This is a genomic window from Microcystis sp. LE19-84.1B, assembly GCF_027531875.1.
Taxonomy (GTDB): Bacteria; Cyanobacteriota; Cyanobacteriia; order Cyanobacteriales; family Microcystaceae; genus Microcystis; species Microcystis panniformis.
The window spans coordinates 33,053-50,594 of sequence record NZ_JAPZSR010000246.1; the positions used below are offsets into that span (position 1 = coordinate 33,053).

Annotated in this window: 14 protein-coding genes; 11 read left to right on the forward strand and 3 right to left on the reverse strand. The window is 38.3% G+C overall.

Translation table 11 applies throughout. The features are described from left to right. Nucleotides 1–116 precede the first annotated feature (116 nt). Entirely contained in the window at nucleotides 117–620 is a 504-nt protein-coding gene (locus tag O9324_RS14290; protein ID WP_002788240.1) for a hydrogenase maturation protease, read from the forward strand. On the opposite strand, the gene O9324_RS14295 is transcribed toward O9324_RS14290, so the two are convergent. From O9324_RS14295 to O9324_RS14305, 3 genes are all read right to left on the reverse strand, one after another. Then, entirely contained in the window at nucleotides 547–2,229 is a 1,683-nt protein-coding gene (locus tag O9324_RS14295) for a mechanosensitive ion channel family protein (protein ID WP_288140515.1), read from the reverse strand. The two genes, O9324_RS14290 and O9324_RS14295, sit on opposite strands and share 74 nt — an antisense overlap. Nucleotides 2,230–2,232: 3 nt before the next feature. After that, nucleotides 2,233–3,330 carry a saccharopine dehydrogenase family protein gene (locus O9324_RS14300; RefSeq protein WP_288140516.1) on the reverse strand — a complete coding sequence of 366 codons (1,098 nt, stop codon included), beginning with the start codon at nucleotides 3,328–3,330 and terminating at the stop codon, nucleotides 2,233–2,235. A gap of 92 nt (nucleotides 3,331–3,422) precedes the next feature. Continuing rightward, complete coding sequence (locus tag O9324_RS14305) at nucleotides 3,423–4,862, reverse strand: sensor histidine kinase (RefSeq protein WP_288140517.1); 1,440 nt, start codon at nucleotides 4,860–4,862, stop codon at nucleotides 3,423–3,425. Nucleotides 4,863–5,597: 735 nt separating this feature from the next. Here O9324_RS14305 and O9324_RS14310 point away from each other — a divergent pair. The 10 genes from O9324_RS14310 to O9324_RS14355 all read left to right on the forward strand — a co-directional run bounded on the left by O9324_RS14310 (nucleotide 5,598) and on the right by O9324_RS14355 (nucleotide 17,501). Beyond that, nucleotides 5,598–6,944, forward strand: coding sequence for a glycoside hydrolase family 10-like protein (locus tag O9324_RS14310; RefSeq protein WP_287628721.1), 1,347 nt, complete (start codon nucleotides 5,598–5,600; stop codon nucleotides 6,942–6,944). A gap of 403 nt (nucleotides 6,945–7,347) precedes the next feature. Next, a complete protein-coding gene (locus tag O9324_RS14315) occupies nucleotides 7,348–8,106 on the forward strand; it encodes an N-acetylmuramoyl-L-alanine amidase (protein ID WP_287628720.1) in 759 nt (252 codons plus the stop codon). A gap of 85 nt (nucleotides 8,107–8,191) precedes the next feature. After that, the gene (locus tag O9324_RS14320; RefSeq protein ID WP_287628719.1) at nucleotides 8,192–9,742 is read left to right on the forward strand and encodes a glucosaminidase domain-containing protein; all 1,551 of its coding nucleotides are present in this window, start codon (nucleotides 8,192–8,194) and stop codon (nucleotides 9,740–9,742) included. A 49-nt stretch (nucleotides 9,743–9,791) separates the two neighbouring features. Next, nucleotides 9,792–10,694, forward strand: a complete 903-nt coding sequence (locus O9324_RS14325) for an N-acetylmuramoyl-L-alanine amidase (RefSeq protein WP_287628718.1) — start codon at nucleotides 9,792–9,794, stop codon at nucleotides 10,692–10,694. A 27-nt stretch (nucleotides 10,695–10,721) separates the two neighbouring features. Further along, nucleotides 10,722–11,537, forward strand: a complete 816-nt coding sequence (locus O9324_RS14330; RefSeq protein ID WP_287628717.1) for a LysM peptidoglycan-binding domain-containing protein — start codon at nucleotides 10,722–10,724, stop codon at nucleotides 11,535–11,537. 216 nt (nucleotides 11,538–11,753) lie between these two features. Beyond that, nucleotides 11,754–12,584 (forward strand): hypothetical protein, encoded by an 831-nt coding sequence (locus O9324_RS14335; RefSeq protein WP_288140518.1) that lies wholly within the window; start codon nucleotides 11,754–11,756, stop codon nucleotides 12,582–12,584. Between the two features lie 20 nt (nucleotides 12,585–12,604). Beyond that, entirely contained in the window at nucleotides 12,605–13,765 is a 1,161-nt protein-coding gene (locus tag O9324_RS14340) for a glycoside hydrolase family 75 protein (protein WP_288140519.1), read from the forward strand. Nucleotides 13,766–13,877: 112 nt separating this feature from the next. After that, entirely contained in the window at nucleotides 13,878–14,864 is a 987-nt protein-coding gene (locus O9324_RS14345) for a DUF3616 domain-containing protein (protein ID WP_193958655.1), read from the forward strand. A gap of 86 nt (nucleotides 14,865–14,950) precedes the next feature. Beyond that, complete coding sequence (locus O9324_RS14350; RefSeq protein WP_288140520.1) at nucleotides 14,951–16,438, forward strand: hypothetical protein; 1,488 nt, start codon at nucleotides 14,951–14,953, stop codon at nucleotides 16,436–16,438. Nucleotides 16,439–16,496: 58 nt separating this feature from the next. Beyond that, nucleotides 16,497–17,501, forward strand: coding sequence for a hypothetical protein (locus O9324_RS14355; RefSeq protein WP_288140521.1), 1,005 nt, complete (start codon nucleotides 16,497–16,499; stop codon nucleotides 17,499–17,501). The last annotated feature ends 41 nt before the right edge of the window (nucleotides 17,502–17,542 follow it).

The window sequence follows — 17,542 nt, forward strand, 5'->3', positions numbered from 1 at the left end:
TGGGTTAGCGGTAGCGTAACATGAGCGGGCGTTGGGTTTCATGCTTCAACCCAACCTACGTTCATCTTATATTTAATTCCACTTTGTACCTCATCATTAAGATAACTGCTATAACCATGAATAATTTTAAAATACTGCTCATCGGCTACGGTAATACTTTAAGAAATGATGACGGAGTGGGAGTGAGAATAGCCGAAATTATTGCCGGGGAGAATTGGCCTCATGTGCAAGTTATCGCTACCCATCAATTGACTCCTGAGTTAGCAGCCGATATAGCTGATGCTTCCCTAGTTATTTTTGTTGATGCGGTCTTATCTAGTCAAACCGATATCCGGATAGAAAAATTAGCGGCAGTTACCGAATGGAATAATTTCGGTCATGCAGAAAGTCCCGCTTCTTTATTAGCATTAACTCAAGCAATTTATCAACAAACTCCCAGGGCCTGGGGAATATTTATTCCTGCTATTAACTGTGAATTTGGTGAAGAATTATCAACAATAACTCAAAAGGGCTTGACAAAAGCGATTAAAGCTATTAGGAAAATTATTACTTCTGAGGATTTGACTGAATACCAAAAGCAGGACTTTGATAATCTTCCGGCAGATAATTTTCAGGAATAGTGCTGTGATTGCCATCCCGGAGAGCCTTGTAGTGAGGAGACATAATTTCGATACCGACTTCGTTACATTTATCCTGAACATTTTGATGTAATTCAGAATAAATATACACCATTTTGTTAGGATGATCGGTGTAGGCATTTAGCTGATAGCTGACATAAAAATCATCGAGACTGGTTTGCAAGACAAAAGGAGCAGGTTCTGAGACAATAAATTGGGTTGCTAAGGCTGCTTCTTTCAGGGTTGCGTGAACCTTACGCCAAGGTAAATCATAACCGAGAGTGACCGTGGTTTGCAAAATTAAAGGCTCTTTGAATTCCCTTTGAGAGACGCTAAAGTTAATCACATTGGTGTTTAACAGCGATGAATTAGGAATCGTGATAATTTTATTAGCCGGTGTGCGAATACGGGTGACTAATAATCCTTTTTCAATCACATCCCCAATAACATCACCAATAGAAATTTTATCTCCTAGTTGAAAAGAGCGGGTATAGATGAGGATAATTCCCCCCACCACGTTAGCAATAGCAGAGGTAGAACCCAAGGAAAATAGTACCCCTAAAAATACCGACACCCCCTGAAAAGCAGGAGAATTAAATCCGGGTAGATAGGGAAAAGCGATGACTATAGCTAAGGCAATTATCAGCAGTGACAGTAAATTATAGGTTGGTTTTGCCCAATCGGGATAGAAACCATGAATTACTAAATTTTCTCTTTCCAATGCCGTGAAAAATGGTCTAATTGCCCTCAACAGATAGTGAGTTATAAAAACAACTAGCAGTATGATAAAAATATTGGGTAAATATTTTGCTATCTCTTGGGAAAAAACTTCTAAAGCACTAAAAAAGTATTGCAGAAAACCATCACCAAATTTTCTAGTCCAGGGAAAAAGACGAAGGATAAAAGTTAAATAAAAATAGAGAATAGTTAAAATAATCAGAGTGCGGATAAATTGCAAAACTCTTAGGGAAAAAATTCCTATTGTCCTGGAACTAATAATCTCAAAATTTTGGAATCCAACCCCAGGAACTAGGGAGGTGATTAATCTCTGAATCTGGGGAAAAACCCGCGAAGATATAAAAATCATCGCCCAGAAAATTAAAACCGTGGACAAGGTGGCACTTACCGTCAAAGCTGCATCTTTTAAGAGTTTATCTGGTTGACGTTCTTGACGATAACGGACAATGGCTGCTTTAATCTTTGCTAAAGCTCGTTCGGCTAATACTTCTTGACTCACTGCGTGTAATTTAGCATCTCTAGAAGTAATAGTAGCGATAACCGTATCTCCCAAAATAATCGAAGGGTTTTTGTCTTCAGGATCGATTTTTATGGTTAAATCTTCAGGAGAAAGAGCATCGTCATCGGCAATTTTTTCGATTCTAGCTGTAATTGATTTCGCTCTTTCTTGCGCTGAAAAAGAACCTATTCCTTGCCGAATCTTAAAAAGTTCTTGATTATCAAGCATTACGGGAAAAACTTCTCCCAAAGTTTCCAGGGGTATTTCCTGTCCCTGTTTAGCAGGATTATTCTGGGCTGCTATCCTCAAGATAGGGGATAGAGTCAGTAACAAAACTAAACAAAACAGTCCTAGGTAACGCCAGATTTTTTTCATCTTCTAAGCTACAATTTCACAGGAGCGATCGAGTTTAATACCTCTTTTTTTCATCGTAGCATGGAATAGTTCTGTGGATAACACTTGTTCCACGGGATAAATCCCAGCTTTTTGGAGTTTTGCCCCTAAGATTAATTCTGCCACGCTGCCAGTTCCCCAGCCAGCTGCTTGAGCAGTGTTCTCGTGAACCATAGTTGCTTGATAAACTGCTTTTTGCTGCCCTTGCCATCCGGCGACTTTTGCTAACATTGCTACCCCAATTCCCGAAAATTTATCGGTTACTTCTGTCATGCGATAACTAACTTGGGAAAAAAACTCAATTCCCCGAGAACTTTCTACCCAAGCATCGGGAAAAATATGGGCAGTAATCCAGGTTAAGTGATTATAAAAATCGGGAATAGAACCAAATTTTGTGATCACATTTTGCACTGGAAAAGATTCGGCAAAAGTATAGGTTTCTGGCATATCAAACCAATAAACACCAGTTTTACCCAAAGGAGCGGGAAAGTCAATTACTTCTCTAGCAGTATAGGGTTTAATCTCTTGCCATTTTCCCTCAATCCAAGCTAAAAAAGGCTTTTTTAAGCCGAGAAAAGTTGTCCGCATCACAGTTAATCCCGCACCTCCTGAACCGGCTACGGCATAATTTAAACGGATCGTTTCTACCCTATCTAACTGTTCCACTCCCTCCCGCACTATACTATTAGAAATACCGGGAAAAATTCCCGTATTAACCACGGCAGTTATTCCCGCTTTTATCGCTAATTCTCGATAGGGTATTAACTTTTGATAAAAAGAACGATGATCACTAACATCAATATAATTGACTTTTTCTTCAATGCAAATTTTTACTACCCTGCCATCGCGATAATGAAAGGGACCGGCACAATGAATAACTAAATCACTCTTTTTAATTGCCTGTCTAAGCTTGTCTATTTCTTCTAAATCTAAAGCCAAAAACTGCATTCTTGGCAGTAATTTAATCGCTTTTTTCTTCCGTCCGGTGACAATAATTTTAGCTGCAGTATGATTAATAATATCTAGGGCGACACTTTGACCAATGCGACCAGTGCCACCTAAAATTAAAACAGTTTTTTCCATGGCAACTATCAATAATATTTGTTGCCCTAGTATAGCATACTCTTGGCAAATTTGCCTATTTTCCAAGATGAAAATTTTAGAATAATCCCAACTTATTTAATGCGTCCGAGGGGCAAGAAAATAGTTAAAATCTCACCTTCTTCGGGTTTTTCACGCACAATAAATTTACCTCCCAAAGCTTGAAAAAGGTTTTTAGTTACCTTCATATTCAGACTTAAACTACCCGTCTCTGGTTGAAACATTAAGACTTTTCCCAAAGCTTTGAGGGTAAGATTAGGCGATTTTACCTGAGTTTGGAACTGCATTTTTAATTGATTTCCTGCCGTTGATATATGTACTTGCAACAGGCCACCACTAGCCATACTGCGAGTACATTTTTCCACGACTCCATTTAACATTTGATCCAATAAATTCGGGTCGCTAATTACCGAAGGCAATTTTTTCGGTACATTAACTTCTAAATTGACATTGCGCCGTTTAGCTTGTTTTTGCCACCGGGGAATACTATCTTGAAAGACTTTTTCTAGGGCAATTGGAATTAATTGAATCGGTTTATCTCCCAGAGGATTAATCCCCAATTCTGCCGCTCGGAAAATTAATTCCATGCGCTGAATTTGTTCACTACATTCTAAATCAATTGTTTCTAAATATTTTTCCACATCTTCCGTTACTTTTGCCCGTTTTAATAATAATCGGGTAATGGTGCGAATGGTGGTTAAAGGAGTGCGAATTTCGTGGGTTAAAGCGCGCAATAATTCCAAATCACAACCCGATTCTAAATTAGAATTATCTTCCTTTGGGGGAGTGATTTCGCTATTGATAGACGATTTCGTTTTTTTCAGGTCTAAGTTAGACTGGTCGGGTAAATTTTGCAGTAATTGGCGACTAAATTGGCTAACTAGACGATAATCCGGCGAGGGACTGCCATTAGCCTCGATAATTGCCTCTAAAGTCTCGATTTGCGGATAACGCAGATTAACTAATCGTTGCCGCAACTGCTGCCAAGCTTGCTGAGTGAGGACGGGATCAAAGGAAAATTGAAAAGAGGATAAACCCCACTGATCTTCGCCTAAAACCAGCAAAAGAGCGAAACTTTCGCTAAAAACCAGACAAAATCTTTCATTAGCAATCGGATCCGTTGGCAAGAGAGGCAATTCATGAATCTCTGTCGGGGAAATATCGGCGGCGGATTTTTCCTGAGAAGGCAATTGCAAACCCAGCCATTGTAAATGTTTTAAAGCTTTAACGGTGAAAACACCGAATTTAAAACCCGTTAAAGCCTTGCTTTCTCTGACTAAGGCCGTCGGACCGGAGAGAATTAAACCCCGACTGGCAGCATTATTTGGGTTTTGTAATAAGATATTTTCTAAAGATGCGATCGCTGCGAACCATTCACTTTCCGCTTTCAGTTGCGATCGCTTGAGCCATTCTGATAAATTAGGATAAAAAGCATTGGGAGTGAAAGTTTCCCGGTCCTGATGGTCAGTCGGTGGGAAAATATCGCTTAATTTCGGTAAAGACCCCTCTAACATCGTCTTCATCACTGACTAGATACAAATTCCTTACCTAGAATATTACCCCCGTCAATGCTCATCCCATAACGGTAAAACCGAACTCTATTGGCAGTGATATCCGCGTTTTGATAGCAGTTATCTTAATAGTGAGGTACAAAGTTTTCGTTTTGGGGAGTCGGTAGTCGATAGCAAATTAGGTTACACTTCATCGAGGATGATGAGAAAGGCTGTCAGTCGGCTTAATGATTTGTAATATAGGTTAGTCCAGTTGATTACCTATGCTGGTTGTGGGTTTAGTAGCTCAATTCAACCTCGATAAATCTGATATTTAATTACACCTCCCGACTTATGTGTTTTTTTGTTACATTTAAGTATTTTTTTTGTTTATCTATGGTTATCATAGGGCAAGTTAAATTGTTCCCAAATTATTTCCCTAACTAACCAATCTTTGATCCCAAACCCTTTTGCCTTGACATTACGTCAATGGGAGGAACCATCGGCTCTTGGTTTGCCTGTTTAAGTGTTGCTTTCAAGCTAGGTAAACAGTTGAGTGGTGGTAACTTTCGAGCAATAGTTGGGGTCGGTTATTGACTATATTTTGCCGTGAGCAAATTCTGAGAATTAATCAGAACTAAGTGCGCTTGAGGACGTGGAGTTATTCCCTGTTCCTGCTGCCCTTTGTCTGTCTTCCGAAACCCTCAGTGCTGCGGATTTCAGGTTCATTTATCTTTTGTCTGAGAGAGAGTAAAAAATATGCTGCACATTCATATTCTTCAGGATACGTTTTTCAAGTCTTCCACAGCTTTTTCCGAAACCCTCAATAGTGGGCAAAAATCCTTAATCAAAGCAGGAACTAAACTGCCAATTAAGTCCTATTCTCGCCAAAATAATCATTATTCTGTCAAGTTAGCCGCAGAACAAGGTTCAGTGGGAAAAGCGGGATTTTTCTTTGATGATCATGTACAAGTAGAAGAAATACGGGGCGTTTGGCTCACCAATGTTGACAGTGATATTCTCAAGTCTAAAGATAACCTAAAAGCTGGGTTGGAAAAACTTAAAAATTTAGGTTTTAATACTCTTTATCTAGTAGTTTGGAACAAAGGCTATGTGTTTTTTCAATCACAAATTGCTGATAATGTCTTCACTGCCGATAAGGAAAAACTCAAAAAAGTCAACCTTGAAAAAGAGTTAGTCGGTAGAGATCTACTAGCAGAAATCATTGAGATTAATCAGACAGAAAAGTATAACTTTCGGATTATTGCTTGGTTTGAATATGGTTTAATGGTTCCTCCAGCTGCTCCCTTATTTGCCCAAAAACCAGATTGGTTTATGCTTACTCATCAACAGAAAAATACAGTTGATGGTGATGGGAATTGCCGATTAAATCCCGCTCATCCTGAGGTTAAAGATTTTTGGGTTAGTCTTATTCGTGAAGTGGTTAAAAACTATGAAATTGATGGTATTCAATTAGATGATCACTTCGCTATTCATCACGCAAAACTCTTGCCTAATGGTACTAAAATTTTTGATTTTAGCATGGGGTTTGAATCCTTTACTATCAAACTTTTTCAAAAGGAAACTGGTTCAGTTAGTCCCTTAAGCAATCCCCAATTAGCGAAATTTAAAGATTGGCGTAAGGAGAAGTTAACTCAATTAGTGCGATTGATTTTTAAAACCATTAAAGCGGAAAAAGACGATTGTATTCTCTCCATTTCTCCTAATCCTTTACGATTTTCTGTTGATCATGCTTTAGCTGATTGGGAAGCATGGGAAAAGGAAGGATTAATTGAAGAACTAGCATTACAAGTTTATCGTCCAACTGTCCCTATTTTTGAAGGCGAAATCGATAAATCAGAGGTAAAAGCAGCGCGGGAGCATATTCCCACCGTCATCGGTATTCTCACTGGTTTAAGACCCAGTGATAGACGAGTAAATTTCCAATTAATTCAAGCACAAACTCAGGAGACTCGTGAGCGAGATTTTGCTGGTTTTGCCTATTTTTTCTATAGCAGTTTATTAGACCATATTCCCACCACAGAAACCGTGGCTGACAGGGAGAAAAAATTGGCTCAAATTCTTGCTACAGATCAATTTGTTTAATTTATTCTTTGAGATTCAAAATTATCCATAAAAGGAGATAAATTCATGACTCAATCTTCTCTTTCAAAAACTGAAAAGTTGGACGAATGATCCTTGAAATGCAGTTTTGTCAGCCTTGGGTATTGCCACAGGAACTAAGCTATTTCATGGCTTGCCCGCTTTAGTCTCTGATCCCCTAAAAGCTACAAGGGTCAAGTTAATGGTTAAGAAAAATAATTGATTGTAATGCTATTCTAAAGCTTAATTTAGAATAGCATTATTGATGCCAAACTTTCTAGTAAAAATTACCATAAAACAATAGTAAACTTTTGTAAAAATATGATTTTTATTAGTTTAATTAAGGTAGAGTATATCCAGAGGAATTAACCAATCAATAAATATTGAATAAACTGGAGCTATACAGATGAAATTTGGGATTGATATGGGTCATAATTGCCCACCTCATGACGTTGGCGCATCGGGAGTTAGACAGGAAGATGTTGTTATTAAAGAGGTGGGTACTCGCCTAATTGCTAAATTAGCCGCAGCGGGTCATTCAGTAATTAACTGTACCCCGACCAGTGCCGTTAGTGTTAATGATTCTTTGCGAAAAAGAGCCAATAAAGCTAATAGTAACAACGTTGATATTTTTGTTTCTATTCACTTTAATGCCTTTAAACCCACCACAAACGCAATGGGAGCGGAGGTTTATGGTATTAGTAAAACTTCTCAAGCGATCGCTAAATCAGTTTTGACGGAAATTGTCAAGCTAGGATTTAAAAATAGAGGGGTAAAAAATACCCGTTTTTCTGTGTTAGTAAATACTTCAATGCCAGCGATTTTAATTGAATGTTGCTTTGTGGATTCCCAAGCAGACATGGCTCTTTTTGATGCAGAAAAGATGGCAGAAGCGATTAAAGTTGGTTTAATTGGGGACGCTGATGACAACTCCACACCGGAACCAGCTACCTTAAGAATTACTCAAAAAACTGTTCTTAAACCCTCCACAAATCAAGCCTCTGAATTAGAGGCAAGTACCTTAGTTGAGATTGAACCGGGAGATTATGCCGTGTTGGATGTGCGCTTAGAAGAAAGACATTTTTGGGTGAAATGGCCTGATAAAAGTCAGGCTAATCGAGATGAACATTTCATTTTTGAGGAATTTGCCAAAATCCTTCAATAGACAAAAATTTCTCGATATATTTCCCAAAATAAAGGGAAATATATCAGGAAAATAATTGATTCTCTACCGCTCACAGGAGACAGCAATGGCTTTACTAGATGACTTAGTTCAACGATATGCTCAAACTGATTTGTCCATAATTTTTCGAGAAGTTGACGCTACCGATAATCGGCAAGTGAACTTAACTGCAATTCCTGCCGATCATTTTAGTCATTTAAAAGAAGTTTCTCTGGCTCAATGGCTATTAGAGTCCGCCAGAGCCACCAGTAAACTAGCCAAGGAACAGAAAAACTTCGCTGGTTTAAAATGGCGCAACGAAATGACTCCCTTTGCTACTCCTAAATCGATTCAAGTACCTTCTGAATCGGAAGCGGTGGACTTTTGCTTATTCACGGATATTGACAAATTTCTGCGAGGTTATTGGAAATTTTTAACCCGTGAACCCTATAAAAGATTAGAAGAAAATACTCAAACTCCTGAAAACTTTATCGGTTTTATTCAAAGTAAAGGCTTTGCTGCCGATATAAGTTATATCAGCAAAGTGTTAAAACTTGTTCCCGAAGCGAGGACTTTACTAGCAAAAGCCAACGGAATTGTTATTCCACCACCCCCCGATACCTTACAAGTAACCAGTTTTCCCAAGGAAGTGGAGGTGGGACAAAGTTTTCGGATTGAAGGAACCGCAGCTGCTGCCGATAAGGGCAAAAAACTAACCGTTTTAATTGATAATAAATTCCCCCTAGATGATATTGAAATAGGAGAAGGAGGGGAATGGAAAGCCGAATTTGTCTTCTTACAAGCTGGCGATCGCATTGTTAAAATAGCCATTAATAATCAAAGTGTAGAAATCAAAATCAAGGCTTCTCCACCCCAGACAACAGGTGCAGTTAACCTGAATTTAACAGGAAGTGTCGGATTAGGAGGAATCAACCGAACAGCCGATAAGATTGCGGTTAAACAGCGATTACATTCCCTCGGCTATACTTTTGTCGGTGATCCTAATAGTGCAGCCTTGAATACAGGTTTTACTAATGCCATTAAACTATTTCAGTCGATTATTGCCGGTGCAGAAGTAATCAGAGGCGATGGTCGGGTGGATGTGGACGGAATCACCCATCGCTGGTTAGAAGCGGCCAATGCAGCCCGTTGGCAAACCATGCCAGATAGCAATGATTCTATCAGTCTCCGGAATCATGAAAAAGCCCAAACTAATGATGATCATGATTTTGGAACAAGTTGGTTAGCAGAAGTGATCTTAGAAATTGCTGTCAGTTACCATAATAATTTCCGCGCTTCTCATCCTAATGCCGCACCTTTTAGTATTAACGATGTCAGTCGGCCGCAAGGGGGTGATACTCAGGAACACGCAGGACATGAAACTGGCTTGATGTGTGATGTCCAATTGCCGAGAAAAGATGGTGGATTAGGGGGAATTGTTTGGTCAGATAATAGTTTTGATCGAGAAGCTACCAGAGAAATAATTAAAGCCATGCGACGACAAAAACTGGTTAGTCAAGTGTTTTTTAATGACACAACCCTGAGAGGTGAAACTTTTTTGGGACAAAAACTATGCAATTTTGCTCCTGGTCATGATAACCACATTCACTTTGCTATTCGCCCTCCCGTGAGAGCTTAGTTTAATTGATTAAATAACCAGATAATTCAATAATTGAGAGGTAAAAACTATGGGAATTGTACCGACAGCATGGATGCCTAACTGTTCGATGAAAAGAATCATTATTCACTGGACGGCAGGGGGACATAAAGCATCTAGCAACGATAAATCTCATTATCATATTTTAATCGAGGATGATGGTAAGTTAGTGCGAGGAACTCACTCAATTAAAGATAATGTTTCCACCGCAGATAATGTTTATGCGGCTCATACGGCACTGTTTGGTACGGGTTCAATCGGAGTTAGCGTCTGTTGTATGAGTGGTGCAGTGGAAAACCCATTTAAAGCAGGAAGTTTTCCGATGACGCAAACCCAATGGGGAACCATGGCGCAGGTAGTAGCAGAACTCTGTGATTTTTACGATATTGAAGTAACAGCTAAAACCGTTTTAGGTCATGGAGAAGTAGAACGTGAGTTTCCTAATAAACCCCAACGCGGAAAATGGGATCCGATGGTTTTACCCTGGGATACATCTTTAAGTAAAAGACAGGTGGGAGATCAATTTAGAACCCTAGTCAAAACGAAATTAACGGGCGTTTCTGGTTTAGTGGAAACTCCGGCTAGTATCACAGCAGTTGTTCAAGGAAAACCCTTCCGAGAAGCGCAGATATTTAATGAAAAAAGTATCGTCAAGATTCGTCCTTTGCTAGATACTTTTAATTGGAAAATTATGACTGCCAATGATCAAGAAGTGATGGAATTAAAATTTGCTGATGGAGAAGAAGCAAAATCCTTAAAATTTTTGCTGATTGAACACAGCAATAAACCGATGGATATTCCCGATGGAACTAGCCAACAAGAAATCATCAAGAAAATTGAACAATTCGGCTTTGTGAAAATAGTAGATTTGGCACAAGCACTGAATCTTTCTGTAACTTGGGATGGCACAACTCGGACAGTAACAATTGAGTAAAGATCGACAACATCAGGAGATGATTTTATGCAAACCTACACGATTAAATCTGGAGATACCCTCAGAGGAATTGCTTTAAAATTTTATGGTGATGCTTCAAAGTTTGTGGTAATTCAAGAAGCCAACGATATTGCCAATCCTAATCAAATTTCCGTGGGACAAGTTTTAGAAATTCCCGATCTTGCCGATGACAATGACAATAATCCCCTAGAAGATTTTCATCGGGCTTTTCCTAATAGTGTACGCTGGCGATTGGCAGAAGATGGAGTGGAAATTGAAGGTAGCGGCATTGAGCGAACCAGTGGTCAACCAGCGACTACTACTAAAATTTGGAATAATTTTTCTGATGAAATTAATCAATGGTCAAAACATTTTAATGTGCCGGCAGTAATTATTATTGCCACCATCGCCACCGAATCGAATGGAAAAGCAGACGCTATCCGCAAAGAACCGGGTTATGGATCTGATTCTATCACCCCTCATTTGATCAGTGTTGGCTTAATGCAAACATTAATTTCTACGGCCAGAGGTACATTACATGATTCAACCATCGATCGAGATGACTTAAAAAATGCCAGTATTTCTATTAAAGCAGGAACGTCATTTATTGCTGATCAACGCTTGAAAACTTTGTTAGATCCCCCCAAAGTTGCCTGTGCTTATAATGCTGGTTCTCTATTTGAAAACAAAAACCCCAATAATCGTTGGCGAATGCGTCAATTTCCCATTGGTACTTCCGCACACTGCGATCGCTTTATTAAATTCTTTAACGATGCAGTCTTTGTTTTGCAAGGAACCACAACAACTGTTAGCGTCGGCTATCAACAATTTTATCTAGCTTGATTTCCTTGGCTTTCTTGGGGTTCTGATCATCAATTCAGTTTGCAGCTCTCAAGCATCAATTTTAGTCAGTCATGTCCAGTTATCTAGTTAGAAGAAATTTGTCTTTCTATTTATTTCAAGATTTCAAGGAGTGGTAAAGCCGTGTTATTCAAGCTTTTTCAGCGATTCATTATCTTTGGATTTACTTTAGTAATAATCTTAATTTTTCTAAAACCTGTGTATGCAGCAGAGCCTTGTCAAATAGTGCCGACTTCTCAGATTTCTTCTATCGATCAGGCTAAATGTTTATTGCGTCAACCCAAGATTTTTGGGAATGTAGGACCAACTTTAACCAGTTTACCTGCTCCGTTCGATCAACTCTTAACTAGACCCACCATCGAGATCAGTAAAGAGCAATTAAGACGATATCTACAAGCTCAAAGAATTAACGAAGCAAACATTGGCGGTTCCTTAGATAACCCTGTCTCACGAACTAATAATAATAATCCCAGTGCAGAATTGGCTCGTTATTTTATTATTCATGATACCAGTACCCCTAATTTTGTAAATGATCCCTTTCCTAATAATATTAATGAAGCTAGTTGGAAGTTTAACAACTTCAATCAATATGGTAGTGGCGACAATTCTCCCGCCCATATCATTATTAATCGAGTAGGAGATTCCGTCACTCGTAAGGATTTTAATACCCCTTGGCGTTCTACAAAACGAGAATCAGATCAATTTTGTGGGGTGAATAAATGTAAGGGTTTATTCTTAGCAGTTGAATTAGTTCAACCTAGAAGATGTCAACCAAACCCTGGTCAAACACAGTGTTCTCCACCCAGAAAAAATGATGCTAAATCGCCCGATCCCGGCTTTACCAAAGCCCAATTAGATCGCCTAGCAGTTGTTTATATTGCGGCCAGTGTACGGCGCGGAAAATGGTTAATTCCAGCCTTTCATGTTGTTCTCGATCAAATTGTACCAGGTGGACATGATGACCCTCAGAATTTTAACCTAGATCAATGGTCAAAACAACTTAATGACATTCTAACTGAAATTCGCTAATTCGTTTTTAGGAGTTAATTATGAACAAATATTTGAGACAGTTACTGTTAACAATTGCAGGAATTTACCTCATTCTAATGGGCAGTTTTCTCTCTCCTGCCTTCGCACAAGTTAGCTATACTCCCCCTACTCAATCGGCGAGTGTTCTACAAGATATTCCATTTAATCAAGCTGTTCCAGTCGATGAAGCCTATCGCAAAGAATTTGAAAAATGCGATAAAAATGATACTTTTCGAGGATTTTCTTTACCAATTATTAGAAGATGTAAGAACGATCCTAATAATGTTAAGGCCCTGTTAAAATTCTCAGACGGAACAATTTTTATCGAATCGAAATTGAGTTTAGATATTGATGGTTCATGGTTAGCTTGTAAAGGACAAGGTGCGCCAACTTCTCAATGTCCAACTTCCTTTAATTGGCCAACAGAAACCCAAGAACCTAATAAATTCGTTGATCCCGATAACTTTGCTTATATCGTCAATCCAGTATCTAATTTTCAAAAAAGTAATGATCCCGGTGGAAATCAATTATTTGAAAAGAAAACAGGGGTTAAGTTAGGAGATTTAGGAGTAGTCGTTTACAAAGATAAGGTGGTTCCTGTATTCGTCGCTGATAGCGGCCCTTATAATAAATTAGGCGAAGGTTCATCCTTACTTCATCAATTGATTGGTGAAGATAAATGCAAACCAGGTAAACGGAGAACCGATGGAAAAACTCGCACGGATAAGCGATGGACAAGTGACGTTTATTGTACTGACTACAAGAATGTTAGTGTGGAAGATAAAGTTCTCTTTTTTATCTTTCCCAACTCTAAAATTCCGAATTTGAGTCCAAGTAATGCAGTTGCAAAAATCAACGCTGAAGCTTTGAAACGCTTTGAAAAACTCAAAAATAATCGTGGTGCGGTTATCCAACTGAATCAACCCACATCTGGACAAAGTTTTCCTGCTAACACTAACGTAAACTTTTCAGGTACAGCTAATCCAGAAGTAACCCGAATTAAAGTTAGTATTGGTCCGGGAGGTTCTTTTGAAATTGCCGATTTAAAAGGGGTTAAAGATAATTGGAATTTTACCAAAAGTTTCAATACTAAAGGTATCAACAGACCTGTTATTATTCAACCTTTTGATGCTGCTGATCAACCGTTAAAAACCCTCACTTTTTCTCTAACCATTAACTAATAATCTGAGTTTGAGTCGTCCTTCAACTGTTGTGACTATTCAATACTGCAATTGTTATAATGTTTCACGATTCCTTCACCAAAACTTTCTGATTAACTTAGGAAAAATCACCATGGCTAACTTAAATTTTGTCATCATCCAAGAACTAAAGCATCAAGAAATTTGTGATGCGTCTGCTTCAATTCCTTTAGGACAAGATCAGTTTATTGTTGGCAATGATGAGGATAACATTTTGCGGTTTTATTCGTCTCAACAATCAGGAGAGCAGATTATTCCTCATCTAGATATTAACGATTATTTTCCCAATAACCCTAAACGAAAAGAAGTCGATATTGAGGGAGTCACAGAAGTTGATGGAGTTATTTATTGGATAACATCTCATGGTCGTAATAAAGATGCTGAAAGAAAGCCACTACGTCATCAATTCTTCGCCAATAAAATCACAAACGCTAACCCTCCTACTCTTGAACAAGTGGGAAAATCTTATACTCAACTACTCCTACGGGATATGATAGAAGACCCTAAACTAGCTTTCTTGGATCTTCAAACCGCAGAAACAATTGCACCCGAAAAAGAAGGAGGATTGAATATTGAAGGTTTAACCGCAACACCTCAAGGAGAATTACTGATCGGATTTCGTAATCCTGTTCGAGACGGAAAAGCTATTTTAATTCCGTTCAAGAATCCCCAGGATGTGATTCAAGAAAATCAAGACATTAAAGCAGAATTTGGTGATCCTATTCTGTTGGATTTAGGAGGATTAGGAATTCGTAGTATCGAATATTGGTCAGCAATTGATGCTTATTTAATTATTGGAGGTGATTCTGGTACAGGAAGTCAATTTACCCTCTATACTTGGTCTGGTAAGATAGCAGATAAACCTAATCCAATTTCTCTCGAATTTCCCCCAGATTTTCGTCCTGAATCTATTCTGATTTACCCTCATTTGAATGATCAATTTCAGATTTTAAGTGATGATGGAGGAGTCATTAGAGTTGATGGACAAGAATGTAAAAAAATTCCTTCTGACAATCCAGATAAATTCTTTAGAAGTGTTTGGGTTAAAATTAATAAACTTTCTGCGGAAGTCAAAGAATAGGGAACGCTCAGAGAAATTAATAATTAACTTACTGACTTTTTCTCTAATTGATTCACTTCTACTCTGTAAAATTCAAGGACAAAATTATGGCTACCTTAAAAGACATTATCAACGATAATAAAACCCTAAGCCGTTCTCAACTAAAAGCGGATCAAGGATTAGTAAGAGAAATTCAAACCAAACTAGCTAACTTAGGATTATATCCGGGTGGACAATGGATTGATGGTGATTTAGGCACTGGAGATACTTTTACTTGGCGAGGACTTAAAGAATTTTGTCAAGCCTTGAATTTATCTGGAATCCCTTCTGAAACAGTGGCAATTAATCTCAGTATTGCTACTAATTTACTTGACACAAAACAGCTACCTTTTATCTTAGATCAAGCCAAAGATACTCAATTTATACTTAACAAATTAACCACCATCCAAGATAATTCAATCGCACCGGTCAATATTGGGGTAACTCAGTCATTCGTCGCTAGAACACTGCGGAATTCGCCTTTTGCGATGGAAGTGGACGACTATCCTGAACACTTAAAACAGAAACCAGACGGGACTAATTTAGTTTCCTACGGAACTAATTTTACTCTCGTAGGATCAGGGAAAACTATTACTTTTAGAGATTATCCCCAACGGGGAAACTTACCCAATATTGACACAAATGGCTTAAATTTTCTGGCCAGTAACATCTCTCATGCCTGTGTATGTGTGGGAAGTTTTGGCGATGGCAGCAGTCCAATCAAAACCCATTGGTTAGGGAAAGATGCCTTTAATCCAGAACAATTACTCAGTGCCACTAAATTCATTGGAGTTCTTAACGCAATTGAACAAATTAATGGGAAATTCCCTACAGTTGATGTTGATAATTGTGTGATTGAACCAGCTAATTCTCCCAAACCTAAATTTTTTGATCTGGTGGTTGATATGGTTTCCTATAGAAAAGATGCTGATGGTTCTCTGGGACGCTCGAATCAAATTGGAGCCTTATTTAAACGCTTTACTAAACGAGCGGATTTGGAAGCTTGGCTAAAAGCTCAAACGGGAAATACCAGTTGTAAATTTACTGGGGGATATTTTAATCCTTCTCTGATTAAAGATCCAATTATCAAAGATTTAAGTAGCAGTGCCACCGTCTTAAGATCACCAGTAGATAATACCACGGGAATAAATGATGTATCGACTTATGATTTAGTGCGTTTAATTACGATGTTAGGGTGGCATCTACATTTAACTACTAATACTCGTTTTATCGGCAGTCAATGGAATAGTTTAGAAACCGTTGTTCGTGCTATGGGAACCGATGCAGCACGATATATTGATGTTGCTTTAGAAACTTTAGGTGTGATAAATGTGATTAGTCAACCTGTGGTAATTTCTAAAGTTGGCTTCGGTCCTAGTTCCTTTGCTTATGTAGCTTTCGTCAAATTTGTTGATAATCGTGTGCAACCAGCTAAACTGAGAACTTTTTCCTTAGCTCTTCGTACTCCCAACGGTTCCGACAGGGAAAGAGATACCAATTTAGCCGCCGCTGTCACCGAAATTGTCCGCCGCATTTTAACCGAAGAATTGGCTTAATTTGCTTTGGTCATAACTAAAAACAAAAACTTGTAAAATCAATAGTGAGGTCTTAAAAATGAACCTAGGAACCCTTCTCGAAATTATTGTTGCTCTAATTTTTATCTACTTAGCTTCCAGCCTTATTATCTCCGAATTACAGGAACAATTGGCTGCCTTGCTAGAATTTCGGGCTAAAAATTTAAAACAAGCCCTAGAAATATTCTTGGGAAAAAAGACGATCAAATCTTTGTACAACAATGACTCGTTATTATCAAGTTTCAATCAATACACTAATCCTATAACTGGAAACTCAGCAGGTCCTTCCTATGTTGAACCAAAGGTTTTGGCAGAGTCTCTAATTAGTCTAGTTAATAGTCAACTTTCAGATAATGAAAAATTATTGAAAGCGGATTTTTTAGGAAAAAATCTTGTTGAAGAAAAAACAGGAATTTTTAAGAAATTAGCTAGTATTTCCGATTTCTCTAAAATAGACGAATTAGCTATTGACAGATTGATAGAAATAGGTTATAGCACCAAACTCAAACATGACAATCCAACTCTGGAGAATTTTGTTGATGAAATAGCCAACACTTTTACTCAAATTATGGAGCGAACATCGGGAGTATATAAAAGAAATGCCAAGGGGGTATCTTTTGCTTTTGGTTTCTTAGCGGCTGCTTTGCTCAATATTGACAGTTTTTATGTCATTGAGCAATTATCCAAAAATCCCAATTTAAGACAGGGAATTAATCAGTTAGCAACAGAAGTTGTTAAAACTAATGAATCTTGTTTTAAAGATGCTAAAGGTGATCCTAACAAAGTGGCTGAATGTACAGAAAAATTACAAGCCAGTGTCAAGGACTTAGAAAAAATTAATCAACCTTTGCCGCTTGGTTGGAATGAAAAAGGATGGTTTAATGGTGAACAAATAAAAGAACAAAATGGCTGGCAAGCTATCTTTGGCTGGCTAATGACAGGAGTAGCCGTGGCGATGGGCGCACCTTTTTGGTTTGATGTTTTAGGGAAGCTTATCAATGTGCGTAATACGGGTAAACCCATATCACCTAATACTAAGAAATAAATAATTAGGTACACCATCTTACCATGTTTTAGCCGATTCTA

Excerpts from the sequence above, each read along its gene's own strand:
- O9324_RS14350 (WP_288140520.1), top strand. The coding sequence starts at position 14,951 with ATGGCTACCTTAAAAGACATTATCAACGATAATAAAACCCTAAGCCGT.
- O9324_RS14315 (WP_287628720.1), top strand. The coding sequence starts at position 7,348 with ATGAAATTTGGGATTGATATGGGTCATAATTGCCCACCTCATGACGTT.
- O9324_RS14345 (WP_193958655.1), top strand. The coding sequence starts at position 13,878 with ATGGCTAACTTAAATTTTGTCATCATCCAAGAACTAAAGCATCAAGAA.
- O9324_RS14305 (WP_288140517.1), bottom strand. The coding sequence starts at position 4,862 with ATGTTAGAGGGGTCTTTACCGAAATTAAGCGATATTTTCCCACCGACT.
- O9324_RS14355 (WP_288140521.1), top strand. The coding sequence starts at position 16,497 with ATGAACCTAGGAACCCTTCTCGAAATTATTGTTGCTCTAATTTTTATC.
- O9324_RS14340 (WP_288140519.1), top strand. The coding sequence starts at position 12,605 with ATGAACAAATATTTGAGACAGTTACTGTTAACAATTGCAGGAATTTAC.
- O9324_RS14310 (WP_287628721.1), top strand. The coding sequence starts at position 5,598 with ATGCTGCACATTCATATTCTTCAGGATACGTTTTTCAAGTCTTCCACA.
- O9324_RS14295 (WP_288140515.1), bottom strand. The coding sequence starts at position 2,229 with ATGAAAAAAATCTGGCGTTACCTAGGACTGTTTTGTTTAGTTTTGTTA.
- O9324_RS14320 (WP_287628719.1), top strand. The coding sequence starts at position 8,192 with ATGGCTTTACTAGATGACTTAGTTCAACGATATGCTCAAACTGATTTG.
- O9324_RS14300 (WP_288140516.1), bottom strand. The coding sequence starts at position 3,330 with ATGGAAAAAACTGTTTTAATTTTAGGTGGCACTGGTCGCATTGGTCAA.
- O9324_RS14290 (WP_002788240.1), top strand. The coding sequence starts at position 117 with ATGAATAATTTTAAAATACTGCTCATCGGCTACGGTAATACTTTAAGA.
- O9324_RS14325 (WP_287628718.1), top strand. The coding sequence starts at position 9,792 with ATGGGAATTGTACCGACAGCATGGATGCCTAACTGTTCGATGAAAAGA.
- O9324_RS14330 (WP_287628717.1), top strand. The coding sequence starts at position 10,722 with ATGCAAACCTACACGATTAAATCTGGAGATACCCTCAGAGGAATTGCT.